The sequence below is a fragment of the Nocardia vaccinii NBRC 15922 genome (assembly GCF_001613305.1).
GTDB lineage: Bacteria > Actinomycetota > Actinomycetes > Mycobacteriales > Mycobacteriaceae > Nocardia > Nocardia vaccinii.
This window is the reverse complement of sequence record NZ_BDCC01000017.1, coordinates 1-18,299: the sequence shown is the minus strand read 5'-3', so window position 1 is coordinate 18,299 and position 18,299 is coordinate 1. Positions and strand designations below refer to the sequence as shown.

General features: G+C 68.2%; 16 protein-coding genes. 5 read left to right on the top strand and 11 right to left on the bottom strand.

The features are described 5' to 3' along the window. Positions 1–55: 55 nt before the first annotated feature. Entirely contained in the window at positions 56–1,255 is a 1,200-nt protein-coding gene (locus NV1_RS12450) for a cytochrome P450 (RefSeq protein ID WP_067890463.1), read from the top strand. A gap of 115 nt (positions 1,256–1,370) precedes the next feature. Here the strand turns inward: NV1_RS12450 and NV1_RS12445 are convergent, their stop codons facing one another. Together NV1_RS12445 and NV1_RS12440 are read right to left on the bottom strand one after the other, a co-directional pair. After that, a complete protein-coding gene (locus NV1_RS12445; RefSeq protein ID WP_067889858.1) occupies positions 1,371–3,689 on the bottom strand; it encodes a thiamine pyrophosphate-dependent enzyme in 2,319 nt (772 codons plus the stop codon). Positions 3,690–3,721: 32 nt separating this feature from the next. Further along, positions 3,722–4,534, bottom strand: coding sequence for an META domain-containing protein (locus NV1_RS12440; RefSeq protein ID WP_169813323.1), 813 nt, complete (start codon positions 4,532–4,534; stop codon positions 3,722–3,724). 123 nt (positions 4,535–4,657) lie between these two features. On the opposite strand from NV1_RS12440, the gene secG reads away from it, so the two are divergent. Beyond that, entirely contained in the window at positions 4,658–4,891 is a 234-nt protein-coding gene (gene secG / locus NV1_RS12435; protein WP_040824989.1) for a preprotein translocase subunit SecG, read from the top strand. Here the strand turns inward: secG and NV1_RS12430 are convergent. Next, complete coding sequence (locus tag NV1_RS12430; RefSeq protein WP_067889852.1) at positions 4,878–5,993, bottom strand: YbfB/YjiJ family MFS transporter; 1,116 nt, start codon at positions 5,991–5,993, stop codon at positions 4,878–4,880. The genes secG and NV1_RS12430 overlap by 14 nt on opposite strands. Before the next feature lie 70 nt (positions 5,994–6,063). Between NV1_RS12430 and NV1_RS12425 the strand changes: the two genes are divergently transcribed. Then, a complete protein-coding gene (locus NV1_RS12425; protein WP_067889849.1) occupies positions 6,064–6,894 on the top strand; it encodes a LysR family transcriptional regulator in 831 nt (276 codons plus the stop codon). A 21-nt stretch (positions 6,895–6,915) separates the two neighbouring features. On the opposite strand, the gene pnuC is transcribed toward NV1_RS12425, so the two are convergent. The 3 genes from pnuC to NV1_RS12410 form a co-directional block, all read right to left on the bottom strand. Next, positions 6,916–7,617, bottom strand: a complete 702-nt coding sequence (gene pnuC, locus NV1_RS12420) for a nicotinamide riboside transporter PnuC (protein WP_067889845.1) — start codon at positions 7,615–7,617, stop codon at positions 6,916–6,918. 145 nt (positions 7,618–7,762) lie between these two features. Then, positions 7,763–8,011 carry a S1 RNA-binding domain-containing protein gene (locus tag NV1_RS12415; RefSeq protein WP_067890459.1) on the bottom strand — a complete coding sequence of 83 codons (249 nt, stop codon included), beginning with the start codon at positions 8,009–8,011 and terminating at the stop codon, positions 7,763–7,765. A gap of 185 nt (positions 8,012–8,196) precedes the next feature. Next, positions 8,197–9,036, bottom strand: a complete 840-nt coding sequence (locus NV1_RS12410; RefSeq protein ID WP_067889842.1) for an SDR family NAD(P)-dependent oxidoreductase — start codon at positions 9,034–9,036, stop codon at positions 8,197–8,199. 22 nt (positions 9,037–9,058) lie between these two features. On the opposite strand from NV1_RS12410, the gene NV1_RS12405 reads away from it, so the two are divergent. Then, entirely contained in the window at positions 9,059–10,060 is a 1,002-nt protein-coding gene (locus tag NV1_RS12405) for an alpha/beta fold hydrolase (RefSeq protein WP_067889839.1), read from the top strand. Between the two features lie 242 nt (positions 10,061–10,302). On the opposite strand, the gene pgl is transcribed toward NV1_RS12405, so the two are convergent. The 5 genes from pgl to tkt form a co-directional block, all read right to left on the bottom strand. Next, positions 10,303–11,037: a 6-phosphogluconolactonase gene (gene pgl / locus NV1_RS12400; protein ID WP_067889836.1), complete on the bottom strand. Its 735-nt coding sequence runs from the start codon at positions 11,035–11,037 to the stop codon at positions 10,303–10,305. Positions 11,038–11,131: 94 nt separating this feature from the next. Next, positions 11,132–12,040: a glucose-6-phosphate dehydrogenase assembly protein OpcA gene (gene opcA / locus NV1_RS12395; RefSeq protein ID WP_174557435.1), complete on the bottom strand. Its 909-nt coding sequence runs from the start codon at positions 12,038–12,040 to the stop codon at positions 11,132–11,134. Beyond that, complete coding sequence (zwf, locus tag NV1_RS12390) at positions 12,037–13,599, bottom strand: glucose-6-phosphate dehydrogenase (RefSeq protein ID WP_067889830.1); 1,563 nt, start codon at positions 13,597–13,599, stop codon at positions 12,037–12,039. The genes opcA and zwf overlap by 4 nt, the downstream gene beginning before the upstream one ends. A gap of 5 nt (positions 13,600–13,604) precedes the next feature. Further along, a complete protein-coding gene (gene tal, locus NV1_RS12385) occupies positions 13,605–14,732 on the bottom strand; it encodes a transaldolase (RefSeq protein ID WP_067889828.1) in 1,128 nt (375 codons plus the stop codon). A 5-nt stretch (positions 14,733–14,737) separates the two neighbouring features. After that, positions 14,738–16,882, bottom strand: a complete 2,145-nt coding sequence (gene tkt, locus NV1_RS12380; protein WP_067889825.1) for a transketolase — start codon at positions 16,880–16,882, stop codon at positions 14,738–14,740. A gap of 411 nt (positions 16,883–17,293) precedes the next feature. On the opposite strand from tkt, the gene NV1_RS12375 reads away from it, so the two are divergent. Beyond that, positions 17,294–18,280 carry a heme o synthase gene (locus tag NV1_RS12375; protein ID WP_245713685.1) on the top strand — a complete coding sequence of 329 codons (987 nt, stop codon included), beginning with the start codon at positions 17,294–17,296 and terminating at the stop codon, positions 18,278–18,280. The last annotated feature ends 19 nt before the right edge of the window (positions 18,281–18,299 follow it).

Genomic DNA, 18,299 nt, shown 5'->3' with positions numbered 1-18,299 from the left:
CAGGTCGGATAGTGAACCGGTAGCGGCTGTGCCGCACCGTCCGGAAGGCACCCGCATGCAGTTGCATTACAGCCCATACGATTTCGGCGTCCACGAGAATCCGTATCCGTATTACGAACAGCTGCGCGAGCAGGCGCCGGTCTTCCGTAACGAGGCGGACGACTTCTGGGCGTTGTCCCGGCACGCCGATGTCCTGGCCGCTCTTCGCGATTCGGATCGCTTCTCCAGCGCGAACGGGCTGCGGATGGAGCCGGCGTTCTGGGGGCCGCAGGCGGAGCGGTTCTTCTCCTTCGTGGCGATGGATCCGCCCAAGCACACACGGCTGCGCGGGCTGGTGGTGCGGGCGTTCACCCAGCACCGGGTGCAATCGCTCGAGCCGCGGCTGCGGGAGATCGCGCGCGGCCTGCTCGAGCCACTGCTCGAACGCGGCAGTTTCGATCTGATGTCCGAGTTCGCCGGACCGTACCCGACCGAGGTGATCTCCGAGCTGGTAGGTGTGCCCGAGGCCGATCGGGCGATGGTCCGCAAACTCGGCATGGAGATCATGTACACCGAGGAGGAGTCCACCGATCTGCGGCCCGAGGCCATGCAGGCGATCGGCGCCCTGGTCGGCTACTACACCGAGTTGACCGCCGAACGCGCCGCCCACCGCGGTGACGATCTGCTCTCGGGTCTGCTCGACGCCGCCGACGGTGACGACCGGCTCACTCCCGAGGAGATCGTGGGCGTGGTTATCCTGCTGGTCGGCGCGGGTATCGAGACGGCCATGCTGACCCTGGGCAATCTGTGGCATGCGGCCTGGCAACATCCCGATCAGCGCCGGATCGCGCTGGGCGCGCAGTCGCCGTCGCCGGTCGGCCGGATCGAGGACTGGATCGATGAGGCGATGCGGTACGACCCGTCGAGTCAGGTTATTCTGCGAACCACCACCGAGCCGGTGGAACTGCACGGGGTCAAGATTCCCGCCGATGCGCGCATTCTGCTGCTGAGTGGTTCGGCCAATCGCGATCCGCGAGTGTTCGAGAATCCGGATCGGTTCGATCTGGATCGCGACACCGGCGACGCGATGACCTTCGGCAGCGGCCGGCACCACTGCCTCGGATCGAATCTCGGGCTGCTGGAATTGCGTGTCGCGTTGCAGGAGATGGTGTTTCGCATCGCCGACTTCGAGGTCGACCCGGCCGGACTGCGTCGCGTCCATTCCTCGAACAACCGCGGTTTCAACGCGCTGCCCACCACGGTCACCCCGCGCTGATCGCACAGCGCGGGGCAACCCCGCTGACGACCGGTGGCGGCCGAATGCGAGAGCAGTAGACCGCCAACGGCGTGTTCGCCGACGATGGTGTGATGTCGGAGTCACGCCGTGCGCGTCATCCGGTGACCAGCGCGGTGGCCGCGTTCTCGATGGCTGTCTCGTCCAACAGCACGTGGGCGGTGGCCGGGCCCAGGGGAACGAAGCTGTCCGCGCTGGTGACGCGGGTGATCGAGCCGGTGAATCCGGCGTCGATCAGGGCCGTGCAGACCGATTCGGAGATTCCGCCGCTGCGACGGGTTTCGTCGGCGACGACTACGCGGCCGGTGGCGCGGGCGTGCTGCACGATGTCCCCGACGGGAAGTGGTGCGAGCCAGCGCAGGTCGAGTACTCGGGCGTGAATTCCGCGCTGGGACAGGCGTTGTGCGGCACGCAGGCTCATATGTAGGCCGTTGGCGAAGGTGATGATGGTGAGATCGGTTCCGTCGCCGTGGATTCGGGCGCGGCCGATATCGATCGATTCGTCGGCGGGAGTGGCCAGCCAATCGTCGTCGCCGGATTCGTGCAGGTCGCGGGTGTGGTAGAGGGCGATCGGCTCGAGGTAGACGCAGACCCGGCCGTCGACCCGGGCCGCGGCGACGCAGGTGCGCAGCATGGCCGCGGCGTCGTCGGGGCGAGCGGGGGAGGCGATCACCAATCCGGGGATGTCCCGCAGTGCCGCAACGGAATTGTCGTTGTGAAAGTGCCCGCCGAAACCCTTCTGATAGGCGTAGGCGGCGATGCGCACGACCATCGGATTGCGGAACTGTCCGGCGGAGAAGAATTGCAGCGTAGCGGCCTCGCCCCGGATCTGGTCGAGCGCATTGTGCGCATACGCCAGATATTGGATTTCCGGGATCGGCACGAATCCGGCCGCACCCGCACCGAGCGCGGTGCCCAGCACACTCTGTTCGTCCAGTAGCGTATCGAACACCCGCCGCGCGCCGAATCGGCGTTGCAGGCCCTTCGTGACCCCGTACACTCCGCCTTTACGGCCGACGTCCTCGCCGAAGACGAGCAGGTCGCCGTCGCGTTCGAGCAACTGCGCCAGGGTGTGGTTGATCGACTGCGCGAGCGTCATCGCGGGTGTACCCCCGGCTGAATCGGCTTCTGGCGCAGCATGATTCGACGATCCCGAGCCGTGGCTCGCGCGGTCCGGGTTCGCGGGTTCGGCCGGTGCGTGCTTGCGAGTGTCGAAAGCGCGAGCTCCCGGCGGCAGCGCGGGTTCGGGCAACGGGTCGGTGCGCATCGCGTCCGCGCGGACCTGGTCGCGGTGATCCGGTGCGAGGGGTGCGATGACCGCGGCGGCGGAGTCGAGCGTCGCCTCGCCGGTGACCTGTGCGGCGACCCCCGCCACCTCGGCCGCGATGGCGTCGTACCGAGCGATGAGTTCCCGCGCGCCGATACTGCCCGAGCCGACCAGCAGGCGCCCGGTGGCGGTGACCGGGTCGTGGCGCAACTCCTCGGCGATATCGCCCGCGCGGCGATATGCCGATTCCACATCCGAGCCCGCATGGCCGAGCAGCCGGGTGGTGCGCAGGCGGAGGAAGGCCGGACGCCGATTGTCCCGCACCCAGCCCGCCGCCTCGGCCGAAACGGTCAGTGCCGCAAGCAGGTCGGAGCCGTCGACGTCGAAATAGCGCAGACCTGCCCGAGTTCCGTAGGCGCGGCCGATCCAGTCCGGGGGAGTGGGCACGCTCAGACCGATGCCGTTGTCCTCGCAGACGAACAGCACCGGCATCGGAACCCGTTGGTGGGCGGTGTGCACGGCCGTATTGATTGCCCCGGCCGCGGTCGAATGATTGGCCGAGGCATCGCCGAACGTGCATACCACCACCGAATCGGCCGGCCAGGGGGTGAATCTGCCCAACCGGGCGGCCCGGTCGATCGCGAAGGCGAGCCCCACTGCCCGCGGCAGATGGGAGGCGATCGTCGAGGTCTGCGGCAGGATCGCCGCGGGCTTGCTGCCGAACACCTTGTGCCGCCCGCCGGATATCGGATCCGCGGCCGCGGCGACCACGCCCAGCAGCACGTCGCGGATGGGATCGGCGCCACCGACCCGGCGGCATCGATGCACGAAGAACGCGCCCGAACGATAGTGCAGCAGCGCGGGATCGGTCGGGCGCAGCACCGCGGCGAGAGCGGCGTTCCCCTCGTGTCCCGCCGATCCGATGCTGTAATAGCCCCGTCCGGCGGCAGTGAGGGCGCGGGCCGCCAGATCCAGATGGCGGCTCGTGGCCTGCCCATCGAACAGTTCGAGCACCGCGCCCGCGGTGTACGGGCTGCCCGGCAGGACGGATTCGGTTGCGGCGCGGGGGGTTCCGGGCCGCACCGCGGCCACCGCCGCGCGGAACCGCCGATCGAGTTCTGCTTCCCGTTCGTTGCTCACCCGCCCCATGCTGCCCTCCGATAGGTCACCGGGTGCCGGTTTCACTCGGAGCGCAGCATCAGGCCGGTGTTGTTCGCCCGGTTGTGGATGGTCAGGATGTCGGAGTCGACGGTGGCTTCGGTCGCGACGTTCAAGGCTTCCAGGACCTGCTGTTCGACCTGCATGACATCGGGTGCGCACATCATCCGGGTGGCGCCGAGGTGGAAGGTGACGGTCGAGCCGGAGATATCGGCGGTGCCGGTCATCCGGTTGCATCCCGCGCTGCCGGAGACGTGACCGTCGGAGGAGATGGTGAGTGTGGGCCGCGCGGTGTCCAAGGCCTGCGACCGGACCTGCCCCTCCGGTCGCAGCAGTGTGGTGACGACCCACGCGGTCCCGGTCAACGGCAGATCGGGGCGCAACACGCGCTTGTCCCGCAGGGTGACCGTGACGTCGTGCCCGGTGAGGGTGAGCGTGTTGCCGGACAGCGACCATTTCGGCTCGGATCGCAGCAGCGCCGTTTGCCAGCCATCCGCCCCCGCCCTGTCGCCGATACAGGCCATCATGGTCGTCGCCATCCGGGAGACCCGCAGCATCGACCCGTCGAAGGTCACCGATCCATTACTGCTGTTACATCCCGAATCGGCCGAGACCCGCCCGTCGGCGAAGCTCAATGTCACCGGCCCGCCACCCGGGATCGGAGTTCCCCGCACTCCGGTGGAAATGTAGGTGTGCCCCATCGGCGTCGGCCCGGGGCCCGACGATCCGCTCGAACACGCGGCCAGCAGCACACATGCCAGCATCACCGGCGCCCACAGCGCCCTGGCGTCTCGGTCTGCTCGGCGGGGAGACTGCGATCGCGCTGCGGCCGACATGCCGCGATGGTACCGGCGACGATCAATACCGCCTGTCAACCGAACAGGCGCGCCGAGCGCGTCGACCGTGCGAGGGATCACCTGATGCGGGGACCTCGCGGGGTTGCGCATAAACTGTCGGGCATGCGCATGTTCCTGGATATCCTCCTGGTGATCACCAGTGTGTTGCTGGTGTTGCTGGTGCTGCTGCACCGCGCGAAGGGCGGGGGCCTGTCCAACCTGTTCGGCGGCGGTGTGCAGTCGAGCCTGTCCGGATCCACCGTCGTCGAGAAGAACCTCGACCGCATCACCATCTTCACCGGTCTGATCTGGCTGATCGCCATTCTGGGCATCGGCCTGGAGATCAAGTTCGCCTGATCGCGAGCGCACCGGCGGTCGCCACGGCGAGGATGATCGCGGCGATCGCGAAGGCCGTCCCGTACCCGTCACCCAGCACCGGCGTCACCGCCAGCGGACCCAGGACCTGACCCAGGCCGTAGCCCGCGGTCAGCGTGGCGGCGGCGCCGGGGCCGGTCAGTTCACTGCCCACCTCGATCGCGAGCATGGTGATTCCGGTGAACGTCGCCCCGAACAGCGCAGCGGAGATCAGCGCCGACACCACGTCGGTCGACACCGCGGGCAGGACCGCCGACACACACTGCAGCGCCAGGGCGATGACCAGCGCCCTCTCGGGAGACCAGCGTCGGGCGGCCAGATCCCACAGCAGCGTCGCGGGTGCGGCGGCTACGCCGACCACCACCCACATCGCTGTACCGAGTGATCGATGTCCGGGGGACTGCAGCGCGGCCACCAGAAATGTGCCGATCACGATATAACCGAGGCCCTCGAGGAAGTACGCGCCCTGCAACAGCCGCCAGGACCGCACCGATCGTGCGGCGGCAGCGGCTGTGCGGGTCGCGGGCCGGACCTCGAGCCGGAGCGCGGGTGCGAGCAGCAGCGCCGTGAGGGCCGCCGTGCCCAGCCACATCACCTGCCAGGGCACGGCCGTCCCCGCCAGCATCGCGAGTATGCCGGTCAGCGCGATGCCGCCGCCGATGCCGCCGAACGCGATTCCCGCTGCGCGCCTGCGGTTCTCGTGCCCGGCCGCGACGCTCGCGCAGCCGATGAACAACACCGCGCTCGCGATGCCCGCGATCAGCCGCAGCCCGGCGGCCACCGCGACGGGCGCGGGCCAGGCCAGCAACGCCTCGCTGAGCACCAGCGCGGCGGCCGCGGTGCGAAATGCGGTGCGGCCGTTGAGATCAGGGCGTCGGGCCAGCAGGACCGCGCCGATGAGATAGCCCGCGTAGTTGGCGGCGGCGACGGTCGCGCCCGCCCGCGCGTCGAGGCGGCCCGCGGCGATCATCACCGGCAGCAGTGGCGTATAGGCGAATCGGCCGACGCCCATGGCCGCAGCGAGTCCGGCCGCCGCGCGCAGCGGGCTCACGGCCTGTCGGCCGGTGCGAACAGTGGTACTCACATCCGGTGACGCTATTGGCCGAGGGGGTGATTGTGAAATACTTCCTATGCACGATGTATACGCTGGACGTATGGATATGGAGTTGCGTCATCTGCGGGCTTACCTCGTGCTGTGCGAGGAACGGAACTTCACCCGCGCCGCCGCCCGGCTGCACATCACTCAGCCCTCGCTCACCCGCACCGTCCAGCAGCTCGAGCGCATCCTGGACACCCGCCTGCTCGAACGCAGCTCCCGTCGCTTCGAATTATCCTCGGAGGGAAAGGAATTGGCGGAGCGCGCCCGGCGGATCATCGCCGACGTGGACGCGGTGTGCGCCGATCTGCGGATGCGGGCGACCGTGGCCGTCGGCTTCGCCTGGCTGCTGCCCGACACCTGGTTCGCCGCCGCCCGCACCCGGTTCGAGGAGGTCGGCGGGCGATTGGCCATCCACCGCGTGGATGACCCGATCGCGGCACTGGCCTCGGGAGCCATAGATATCGCCCTGTACCGCAAGAACGTCCGGCTGCCATCGACGATGGCCGCGCGGTTGATCGCCACCGAGCGCCGGGTGCTGGCGGTCGCGGCCGATTCGCCGCTGGTACGGTCCGCGCCGCGCTGGCGCGATCTGGCCGGTCATCCGCTCGTGGTGAACACGATCTCCGGCACGACCGACGAAACATCCTGGCCCGCTGGCGATTCCGCTCGCGAGATCGTCACCTGCACGAATTTCGACGAATGGATCGAATTGATCGCCGCCGGACGCGGTATCGGCGCGGTGCCCGAACTGGCCCGTACCCGCGCACCGCATCCAGGGGTGACGTATCTGGACGTTCCGGACGCACCCCCGTCCCACCTCTATCTGGTCTGGCGCGCCAAACCGGCCCCGTCGCGGTCGGTGGCGCGCTTCATCGACATCGCGTGATCGTGCCCGGGAACACCGGGCTCATTCCGGCAATGCGAGAGGTTCGCGGAGCCGGGTATCGGCCTCGACGGCCGCATCCCGACGCATGGTGCGGACCCACACCGCGAAACCCCAGGCCACGAACCCGGCGTAGACGAGATACAACACCGCGGACGGGTAGTAGCCGGCCAGCAGCAGCAGTGGCACGCCGACCAGGTCCACCACGATCCACAGCAGCCAGAATTCGGCGAGGCCGCGTGCCATCCCGTAGGTGGCCAGGACCGAGCCGGTGAAGATCCACGCCTCGGCCCACGGCCCGTACGATCCGAGCCAGGCGAACACCTTCGTGCAGATCAGCGTGCCCAGAATCATCGCGGCGACCAGAATCCAGCGTTCCCGGGCACTCGCCCAGCGCGGTACCACGGCGCGATGTTCGAGTCCGGTTTCTCGCCGGGAGTGCCGGTACCAACCCCACCAGCCGTAGATGCTCACCGCGATGAACATCAGCTGACGTCCGGCCTGGCCGGCCATGTTCAGATGCTGCGGGGTGTTGAACACACCGCCGACGAAGACGGTGAACAGCAATGCGTTCCCGGCGATCCCGACCGGCCACGCCCACACCCGCCGCCGCATCCCGCCGATCGCGGAGGCCAGGCCGAAGCCGTTACCGACGACCTCACGCCAGAGGATCGTCGACCCCGCGATGTGGAGTTCGGCATCGAGTAGCGCTGACACAGGATTCACCTCAGCTGTAACCCCGGGCTCCGGGATTCTCATCCTGGGGCGGTCGGATCGCGCGGCGACTCGACCACCGATCGAGCTGCGGGAACCGGGTTCTACGCTGAACGGGTGTGGGGCCGGCCGCATCCCGGCCCCACACCCGCCACTGTCACGCCCGGGCCAGGCTCAGGCGGCGGTTCTCGTCGTCGAGTTGCAGGATCCGGACGTCGAGCATCGAGCCGACCTGCGGCTCGCCCAGCCACTCCCGCGTGTGCAGCAGGCCGTGGATGCCCGGCGCCACCTCGAGGAACGCGCCGAACGGCACGACCGAGACGACGGTCGCCGCGAGCGCGCTACCCGGGGTGTGGGCGGCACGGAACGCGGCCCATGCCGAAGGCGAAACTGGTTCGTGGGACATGTGATTCACCTCCTCTCGCAGTCCCTGGAGATACCACGGGACGCGTTCGGAGGGCGGGCCTCTGGCCCGCGCCGCGATCACCTCGCGGCCGGGAATCCTGTCTGTGCGCGGCTGGTAGCCGACCCGGCAGTCACGTGGGTGAGATTAGGCCGACGTCGTGTCCGCGGTCAAGTCCGCGGCGGATCTCAGCCCAGCCGCGGAACCCGGCCGTCGACATCGGTGAAACCGTAGGCGTCGGCGAGATCGCTTACCCGCCAAGGCTTCCCGGTACGGGCGCGGCGGTCCGGATCGGCGGCCAGGGCGACGACGGCACGTCCCGGAAAGCGCGGTGTCTCGGCCTCGTTCAGGTCGAAGGCGCCCTCGCCGGGCAGGGTGATCATCCGGCGGCCCTGCGCATCTGCCGGAACCATCTGCAGCAGTTCGGTATTCACGATGCCCGGCCACAGCGAGACGACGGTGACGCCGGTGTCGGCGAGATCGTGAGCCATATCCGCGGTGAGCCGGTCCACCGCGCACTTGGCGACGCCGTAGACGGCGTTGTGGGTGTAGTGCTCGGCTCCGGGGGAGGAGATGTTCACGATCGAGCCGCTCGATTCGATCAGCGCCGGAGCTGCGAAAACGCTGGCCACGTAATGGGATCGGACGCCGATGTCGAAACTCTCGTCCCACGCCTGCGGGGGCACCTCCCAGAACGGGCGGCCCAGCCAGCGCGAGGAGGCGGGCGCGTTGTAGACGTTGTTGACCAGCAAGTCGAGGTGACCGTCATCGGAGCGCACCTTGTCGAACAGGGCCTGCACCGCGTCGTCGTCGGCGTGGTCGCACACATAGGGCACCCCGATGCCACCCAGTTCACCGATCTCGGCGGCGGTCTGCGCCACGGTTCCCGGCAGGCGACCCGGCGTCGCGGATCGGCCCGTGAGATAGACCGTCGCGCCCGCCGCGCCCAGTTCCAGTGCGATGCCCTTGCCGATGCCGCGGCTGGCGCCGGTGACGACCGCGACCTTTCCGGCGAGTATTCCGTTCACGACTTCAGAACACTACCTTGAGATGAGAACACGTTCTAGTTATGGAGGCGGAGTGGAGCCGACGCATCGGCAGGTGAAGACCAACGGGATCCGGATGCACATCGCGGAGCAGGGCGCCGGATATCCGGTGATCTTCTGTCACGGATTTCCGCACGGCTGGTCGGTGTGGCGGCGGCAGCTCGTGGCCCTGGTTACGGCCGGATATCACGCGATAGCTCCCGACCTGCGCGGATATGGGCGCACCGAGGCTCCCGACGGAGTGGAGGCCACGACGAATCAGGCCGTCATCGGCGATCTGCTCGGCCTGCTCGACGAGATCGGGGCCGAGCACGCGGTCTTCGTCGGTCTGGACTTCGGTGCACAGCTGGTATGGGAACTTTCGCTGCGGGCGCCCGAGCGTGTCGCGGCGGTGTTCGTGCTGAACAATCCGTATGCGCCGCGCCCGCCCAAGCCGCCGTCGACATTCTGGACCAAGGCTGCCGAACGACACTTCCTGCATCTGTCGTATTTTCAGACGCCCGGTGTCGCCGACGCCGAACTGGCCGCGCACCCGCGCGAGTTCCTGGCCCGGGTGTACTACTCGCTCAGCGGCGACTACCACTATCTGGACACCTGGAAGAACCCGCCGGGCATCGGCTATCTCGAGGCGCTGCCGCAGGCTCCCGCCCTGCCGTGGTCGTGGTTGTCCGAGGCCGAATTCGATGCCCTGGTAGCGGAATTCGAACGCACCGGATTCACCGGCGGCCTGAACTGGTACCGCGCCCTGGACCGCAACTGGGAGCTGACCGCCGACCTTCCGGCCACCGTGCCGGTTCCCGCCTACTTCCTGTACGGCGAGAACGATCCGGATATGGAGGGCTTCAGCGGTCGAGACCCACTGGCCACGCTCCGCGCGAGCGTGCCGGATCTGCGAGCAATCGAAAAAATCTCCGGCGCAGGACATCTCGTCCAGTGGGAGCGTACCGACGCGGTGAATCAGTTCCTCACCCGGCACCTGAGCGCTCTCGATCCGGCGCACACCTGATCGATTGCGCGGGCCGCGGCTACACCGCCGGACGAGCAGAGCCCGACCTCGCATCGAAGCACGTTGAGGCAAAGGCGAATTCGAAACCGGGGTAGCCGACGCGACCACGAGGACGGGCGGCATCGGACGAGCCGGGACCGGAGGGCACACCGCGATCGGTATTCCCCAGCGCAGCCGACGGCGCCAACTGTGCACCTCGGCCGAGCCCCGGCCGCCTCACCCGACCAGTGTGAGCGGGCGGGTCACCGGGGCAGATTCGCCGCGGCGGGCTCGTCGAGCAACCAGGTGGTCGTCTCGGATCCGACGGCGCCGGCCGACGGGATGTCGGCCGGGTCGGCGCCGCCGACGGCCGCGGCGACCGCCTCGGCTTTCCCGGCGCCGCCGACCACGAGGACGACGTGGCGGGCGCGGCGGACCGCGGGCAGGGTCAGGGTGATGCGCACCGGCGGTGGTTTGGGCGAATTCGTCACCGCCACCACGAGTTCGTGTTCTTCGCGGACCGCATCGGTGTGCGGGAACAGCGAATTGACGTGGCCCTCACCGCCCATGCCGAGCAGATGCAGGTCGAACGAACCGTATTCGGCCAGATAAGCGTGCACGGTGGCCGAGTATTCGGCCGCGGCCTCCACCGGATCCGGATATTCGCCGTCCGAGGTCGCCATCGGATGCACCCGCGAGGGATCCAGCGGCACGTGTTCGAGCAGGGCCTGGCGGGCCTGCAGATCGTTTCGGTCCGGATCGCCCGCCGGAACGAACCGGTCGTCGCCCCAGAACACCTCGAGGCGCGACCAATCGATGCCGCCCGGAGATTTGCGGACCTGCTCGAGCAGTTCGATCCCGGTGCCGCCACCGGTCAGCACGACCGAGGCCACCTTTCGCTCGGCCTGCGCCGCGGTCACCACGGCGACGAAACGCGCCGCGGCGGCCGCGACCAGATTCTCGGTGCTCGGATGGACTTCGACGGTCGGTTCGGACATCGATCACCTCTCGGTTCCGGTTGTCGGCGCATCTGCCGCCCGATCCGGTGCTTCACGAAACAATATGTGCCGCAACGAGTCCGGGCGCGCAGACCTACTCGTAGATCACCTTATCGATGCCCGCGAGAGCCTCGGCGTAGGCCTCGTCGGAATCCAGGCGGCGCAGCTCCTCGGCCAGGCAGTCGTTGGTCTCCCGCCGGGCCAGGGCGAACCGCTGGCCGGGCTCACCGGTGCGGGTCAGGGTGGCGGTGCGGCCGGTCTGCGGTCGCGAGATCGCGATCGAGACGGTGGGCCGATGCAGTTCCACCCGCAGTTCGCCGATGCGTCGGTGTACCGGGCAGCCCAGCCGGGCCGCAAGCCATCCGGCCAGGATGTCCAGCGCGGGCTCCTCCTGCAGACCGGACACCGTCACCGATTCGACCGGCTCGAACGGCGGTTCGTCCAGTGCGGAGGCCAGCAACGCCCGCCAGAACGTCACCCGGCTCCACGCCAGATCGGTATCGCCCTCGGCGTAGGACTGCAGCCGGCCCTTGATCGCGGCCTGCGGATCGGCGGCGAAGGTGGAGTCGGTGATCCGCCGAATCGCCAAGCGTCCCACCGAATCATGCGACGGGAACTGCGGCGCCCCGCGCGGCCACCACGCGACCACCGGCGTATCTGCCAGCAGGAACGGGATCACCATGCTGGATTCGTGATTGACCAGCTCACCCTGCAGCCGAAGCACTATCACCTCGGCCGCGCCCGCATCACCGCCGACGCGGATCTGCGCGTCCACCTTGGTCTCGGCGAACCGGTCTCCGCGAGCGAGCACGATGACGCGGCACGGATGTTCACGGCTGGCATCGTTGGCCGCGGCGATGGCGTCCTCGGCCTCGGAGCTGTCCAGTGTGCACACCACCAGCGTCAGGACCCGGCCCATGGTGACCACGCCGCTGGTCTCGCGCAGTTTGATCAGGCGCTTGTTGACCGACTGGGTGTCGGTGTCCGGCATGTCGACGATCACGGACGCCGCCATTCCCGCCCGCTGCGCGCGAGCATCTCATCCGCCGAGGCCGGACCCCAGGTGCCCGACTCGTACGGTTCGGGTTTGCCGTCCGCGGCCCAGTGCTCGAGCACGGGATCGAGGATGCGCCAGGACAATTCGACCTCCTCGTTGACCGGGAACAGGGACGGCACGCCGAGCAGCATGTCCAGGATGAGCCGCTCGTATGCCTCCGGCGAGGATTCGGTGAACGCCTCGCCGTAGCTGAAGTCCATGTTCACGTCGCGCACTTCCATACTCGACCCGGGCACCTTCGATCCGAATCGCAGTGTGATGCCCTCATCCGGCTGTACCCGCACCACCAGCGCGTTCTGCCCGAGTTCCTCGGTCATGGTCTGGTCGAACGGCAGATGCGGCGCGCGCTTGAACACCACCGCGATCTCGGTCACCCTGCGGCCCAGGCGTTTTCCGGTGCGCAGATAGAACGGCACACCCGCCCACCGGCGAGTTTCCACGTTGAGCGTGATCGCCGCGTAGGTCTCGGTCGTGGACTGCGGGTCGAAACCCTCCTCGTCCAGCAGCCCGACGACGTGCTCGCTGCCCTGCCAGCCCTCGGCGTACTGACCGCGCGCGGTGGTCTCGTCCAGCGGCTCGACCAGTTTCGCCGCCTGCAACACCTTGATCTTCTCGATCTGCAGCTGACGGGGATGGAAGCTGATCGGATCCTCCATCGCGGTCAGCGCCATCAGTTGCAGCAGATGGTTCTGGATCACGTCGCGGGCCGCGCCGATGCCGTCGTAATAGCCTGCGCGGCCGCCCAATCCGATGTCCTCGGCCATCGTGATCTGCACGTGGTCGACATAGCCGGAGTTCCAGATGGGTTCGAACAACTCGTTGGCGAAGCGCAGCGCCAGCAGGTTCTGCACCGTCTCCTTGCCGAGGTAGTGGTCGATCCGGAAGACGGTCTCCTCCGGGAACACCTCGTTCACCAGGGCATTGAGTTCCTTGGCGCTTTCCAGATCGTGCCCGAACGGCTTCTCGATCACCACTCGCCGCCACGGCTTCGGCTTACCCGGGCCCGGATCCTTCGGTTCGGCCAGACCCGTGCGAGAGAGCTGCTTGAGCACCTGCGGGAAGGCGTTGGGTGGAATCGAGAGGTAGAACGCGTGATTGCCGCCCGTGCCGCGCTCCTGGTCGAGCTGGGCGAGGGTGGTCGCGAGCTGAGAGAAGGCCGCGTCGTCTTCGAAGGTGCCCTGCACGAACCGGATGCCCTCGGCGAGCTGCTCCCACACCTCCTGCCGGAAAGGAGTGCGCGAGTGCGTTTTCACCGCGTCCAGGACGACTTCCGCGAAATCCTCGTCCTTGTAGTCGCGGCGAGCGAAGCCGACCAGCGCGAAACCCGGGGGCAGCAGCCCCCGGTTCGCGAGATCGTAGATGGCCGGCATCAGCTTCTTGCGTGAGAGGTCACCGGTGACACCGAAGATCACCATGCTGCACGGACCCGCGATCCGGGGCAGCCGCTTATCGCGCTCGTCGCGTAGCGGATTGCCCGGCACGGCCGTCGTCTCCTGGCCGGCCATCGTGGTTACCGGCTCCCCTCGAGTTCGGTTGCGGTGGCGGAAAGCAGCTCTTCCCAGGACTTCTCGAACTTGTCCACGCCTTCGCGCTCGAGTACCGCGAACACGTCGGCCAGGTCGATGCCGACAGCGGTGAGCCGATCGAAGATCTGCTGCGCCTCGGCGCCCTTGTTCGAGACCGCGTCACCGTCGAACGTGCCGTGGTCGGCGAAGGCCTCGAGGGTCTTCTCCGGCAGCGTGTTCACCGTCTTGGGGCCGACGAGTTCGGTGATGTACATCGTGTCGGGGTAGTCCGGGTTCTTCACGCCCGTGGACGCCCACAGCGGACGCTGCACGTTCGCTCCGCCCGAGGCGGCCAGATGCGCGAAGGTGGAGGTGTGCGCACCACCGTCGAAGACGTCCTGGTAAGCGGCATAGGCCAAGCGCGCGTTGGCGATTCCAGCCTTGCCGCGCAACTCCAGCGCCTCGGGGGTGCCGATGGTCTCCAGCCGCCTGTCGATCTCGGTGTCCACGCGGGAGACGAAGAACGAGGCGACGGAATGGATCTTGGCCAGATCGTGCCCGGCGATCTTCGCATTGCGCAGACCGTCCAGATACGCGCCCATCACGCTGATGTAGCGCTGCACCGAGAAGATCAGCGTCACGTTGACGCTGATGCCCTCGGCGATGACCTTCGTGATCGCGGGCAGGCCCGGCTCGGTCGCGGGGATCTTGATCAGCAGGTTGGGCCGGTCGACGATCTTCCACAGCTCGATCGCCTGGGCGACGGTCTGGTCGGTGTCGAAGGCCAAGCGCGGATCGACCTCGATGGACACCCGGCCGTCGACGCCGCCGCTGGCCTCGAAGGTGTCGGCGAAGACGTCGCAGGCCGCGCGGACGTCGTCGGTGGTGATGGTGCGGATCGCCGAATCGACATCCGCGCCGCGCGCCGCGAGCTCGTTGACCTGCTCGTCGTACGCGTGCCCCTTGCTCAGGGCGCCCTGGAAGATGGTCGGATTGGTGGTGACGCCGACGACGCTGCGGGTGGCGATGAGGTCGGCGAGATTACCGGACCGGATGCGGTCCCGTGACAGATCGTCGAGCCACACCGACACACCCGCGGCGGACAGTGCGGCGAGATTCTCATTCTGTGTCACTGCGCTTATCCCTTCACCTTGTCGAGTGAACGCTGAGCGGCCTCGACCACGGCGTCGGCGGTGATGCCGAACTCGCGGAACAGGGTCTTGTAATCGGCCGATGCCCCGAAGTGCTCGATCGAGACGTTCTCACCGGCGTCACCCGAGAACCGGTGCCACGGCATCGCGATTCCGGCCTCGACGGTGACGCGAGCCGGCACCTCCGGCGGTAGCACCTGGTCGCGATAGGCCTTGTCCTGTGCGTCGAACCACTCAACACACGGCATGGACACCACGCGGGTGCCGATGCCTTGCGCCTCCAGCCTAGTCCGCGCCTCGACCGCGAGCTGAACTTCCGAACCGGTGGCGATCAGGATCGCCTGCGGTGTGCCCGTGGAGGATTCGGCCAGGACGTAGCCGCCGCGCCGGACGCCTTCGTAACTGGTGCCCTCGAGCACCGGAATGTCCTGGCGGGTCAGCGCCAACGCGGACGGGCCATCGATGTGCGCGCCTTCGGCGGGGGTGAAGTGCGAGTGCCGCTCGGCGCTGTCCAGCTCGAGGATGGTTCGCCAGGCGTACACGGTCTCGTTCGCGTCGCCGGGGCGGACGACGTTCAGGCCCGGGATGGCCCGCAGCGCGGCGAGGTGTTCGATCGGCTGGTGGGTGGGGCCGTCCTCGCCGAGGCCGATGGAGTCGTGCGTCCACACGTAGATCGCCGGGACCCGCATGAGGGCGGCCAGGCGTACCGCGGGACGCATGTAGTCGGAGAACACCAGGAAGGTGCCGCCGTACGGGCGGGTCGGCCCGTGCAGGGCGATGCCGTTGAGGATCGCGCCCATCGCATGCTCGCGCACACCGAAGTGCAGGGTGCGGCCGTACGGGTCGGCCTTCCACATGCCGGTCGAGATCGATGCCGGGCCGAAGCTGGGCGTCTCGGGCATCGTCGTGTTGTTGGATTCGGCCAGATCGGCCGAGCCGCCCCAGAGTTCGGGCAGCACCGGGGCGAGGGCGGCGAGGGCCTTGCCCGAGGCCTTGCGGGTGGAGGTGCCCTTCGGGTCGGCTTCCCAGGACGGCAGCGTCTGGGCCCAGCCCTCGGGCAGGCGCCGGGCCTGCAGACGATCGAACAGCGCCTTGTTCTCCGGGTTGGCCTGCGCCCAGGCGTCGAAGGAGTCCTGCCAGGCGGCGCGGGCGGCCTTGGCGCGATCGGCGGCGTTGTTGCGGGTGTGGCCGATGACCGCGTCGTCCACGTCGAAAGACTTGTCCGGATCGAAGGCCAGGGCCCGCTTGGTGCCCGCGACCTCGTCCGCGCCCAGCGCCGCGCCGTGCGCGGAACCGGTGTTCATCTTGTTGGGCGCCGGGTAGCCGATGACGGTCCGCAGCAGGATGAACGAGGGCTGGTCGGTGACGGCCTTGGCGGCCTCGATCGCGGCCTCGATGGCTGTGACGTTCTCCCCGCCCTCGACGACCTGCACATGCCAGCCGTAGGCGCGGTAGCGTGCGGCGGTGTCCTCGGACAGCGCGATGGCGGTGTCGTCCTCGATGGAGATCTTGTTGTCGTCGTAGATCACGACGAGGTTGCCCAGCTGCTGGGTGCCCGCCAGCGAGGACGCCTCGGAGGTCACGCCTTCCTCGATATCGCCGTCGGAGGCGATGACGTAGATGAAGTGGTCGAACGGGCTCGCGCCGGTCTCGGCGGCCGGATCGAACAGGCCGCGCTCGCGGCGGGCGGCCATCGCCATGCCGACCGCGGAGGCCAGACCCTGTCCCAGCGGGCCGGTGGTGATCTCCACGCCGGCGGTGTGCCGGTACTCCGGGTGGCCGGGGGTCAGCGAACCCCACTTGCGCAGATTCTCCAGATCACCGAGTTCGAGTCCGAATCCGGCCAGGTACAGCTGGATGTACTGGGTGAGGCTGGAATGCCCGCAGGACAGTACGAAGCGGTCGCGGCCGACCCATTCCGGATCGGAGGGGTCCAGCCGCATGACGCGCTGGTACAGCGTGTATGCCAGCGGCGCGAGGCTCATCGCGGTGCCGGGGTGACCATTTCCGGCCTGCTGCACAGCGTCCGCGGCGAGCACGCGGACCGTGTCGACGGCCTTGGTGTCCAGTTCGGTCCAGTCGTCCGGATGGTTCGGCTGGGTGAGGGAGCGGATGTCGTCTGTGACTGACACGACCGGAGTTCTCCTGACCTTCTCGTCAACTTCAGCGGCGGGTTCGGGCTGTTGTGCCCACCACCCTAGAGGCCGCGTGTCGGAGTGTGGCAGGAACCCTGCTGGATCGGCGTTCGTGTCCGAATCGACCGCGGCAGGTACGTGATCGCCGAGCTGACGCCGATGTCTCGTGGCCGCGTCGTGCTTGCGGCAGGGCAGGATTCGCGGCGGGCGGTGCCCGAGCGCATCCCGCCTGGGTCTACCATCGTCTGTAGTAGTCGGCCGCGCCGCCGGTGTGTGCCCTGGTCCAGGGTAGTACCGCCGAGCCTGGCGCGCTGAGAGTTCCGTTACCGGATCGAGCACCACCTGCGAGGAGAGACAGTGCGGATTGGGCAGCAGCCGGATGGGCGTAGCGCCGCATTCGCTCCGGCCATGCGCAGGCTGAGGACGGCCACGCCGGCCGCACCGGGTGAGGCGCACGGCTCCTCCGGGACGGCGCTGGCTGATCGTGTCACCGGCACCGGGCCGTTGTCGGCGTTCGCCCGCCGCGTGCTGGCCTATATCGCGCTGACCAAACCGCGCGTGATCGAACTGCTGCTGGTCGCGACGATCCCGACGATGCTGCTGGCCCATCGCGGCCATGTCGACATCGGGCTGATCCTTGCCACGCTGTTCGGCGGCTGGATGGGCGCGGCGAGCGCGAACACGCTCAACTGTGTGGCCGACGCCGATATCGACAAGGTCATGAAGCGAACCTCGAAGCGGCCGCTCGCCCGCGAGGCGGTGCCGACGCGCAACGCGTTCGTCTTCGGCCTCACGCTCGGCATCGGGTCGTTCGCCTGGTTGTGGTGGCAGGCGAATCTGCTGTCCGGCCTGCTGGTCGTCGCGACGATCCTGTTCTACGTCTTCGTGTACACCCTCGGGCTCAAGCGTCGCACCTCGCAGAACGTGGTGTGGGGCGGCGCGGCCGGATGTATGCCGGCGCTGGTGGGCTGGTCAGCGGTGACCGGCACGATCGGCTGGCCCGCGATCGTGCTGTTCCTGGTGATCTTCTTCTGGACGCCGCCGCACACCTGGGCGCTGGCCATGCGCTACAAGGAGGACTACCGCGCGGCCGGGGTGCCGATGCTGCCGGTGGTGGCGACCGAGAAGGCCGTCACGAGGCAGATCGTGATCTACACCTGGCTGACCGTATTGGCCACGCTGGCACTGATTCCGGCGACGGGCGTCATCTACGCGGCGGTCGCGCTCGTAGCGGGCGCCTGGTTCCTGCTCATGGCGCATCAGCTGTATTCCGGTGTGCGCCGGGGCGAATCGGTCAAACCGCTGCGGCTGTTCCTGCAGTCGAACAACTACCTCGCGGTCGTATTCTGCGGCCTGGCAGTGGATGCCGTGCTCGGCTGGCACACTGTAATTTAGGCCTCCGCTTCGCTGCGGC

Coding starts and splice junctions, on each gene's coding strand:
- NV1_RS12450 (WP_067890463.1), top strand. CDS start 56: ATGCAGTTGCATTACAGCCCATACGATTTCGGCGTCCACGAGAATCCG.
- NV1_RS12445 (WP_067889858.1), bottom strand. CDS start 3,689: ATGGGGCGGGTGAGCAACGAACGGGAAGCAGAACTCGATCGGCGGTTC.
- NV1_RS12440 (WP_169813323.1), bottom strand. CDS start 4,534: ATGTCGGCCGCAGCGCGATCGCAGTCTCCCCGCCGAGCAGACCGAGAC.
- secG (WP_040824989.1), top strand. CDS start 4,658: ATGCGCATGTTCCTGGATATCCTCCTGGTGATCACCAGTGTGTTGCTG.
- NV1_RS12425 (WP_067889849.1), top strand. CDS start 6,064: ATGGATATGGAGTTGCGTCATCTGCGGGCTTACCTCGTGCTGTGCGAG.
- NV1_RS12415 (WP_067890459.1), bottom strand. CDS start 8,011: ATGTCCCACGAACCAGTTTCGCCTTCGGCATGGGCCGCGTTCCGTGCC.
- NV1_RS12405 (WP_067889839.1), top strand. CDS start 9,059: ATGAGAACACGTTCTAGTTATGGAGGCGGAGTGGAGCCGACGCATCGG.
- pgl (WP_067889836.1), bottom strand. CDS start 11,037: ATGTCCGAACCGACCGTCGAAGTCCATCCGAGCACCGAGAATCTGGTC.
- zwf (WP_067889830.1), bottom strand. CDS start 13,599: ATGGCCGGCCAGGAGACGACGGCCGTGCCGGGCAATCCGCTACGCGAC.
- NV1_RS12375 (WP_245713685.1), top strand. CDS start 17,294: ATGCGCAGGCTGAGGACGGCCACGCCGGCCGCACCGGGTGAGGCGCAC.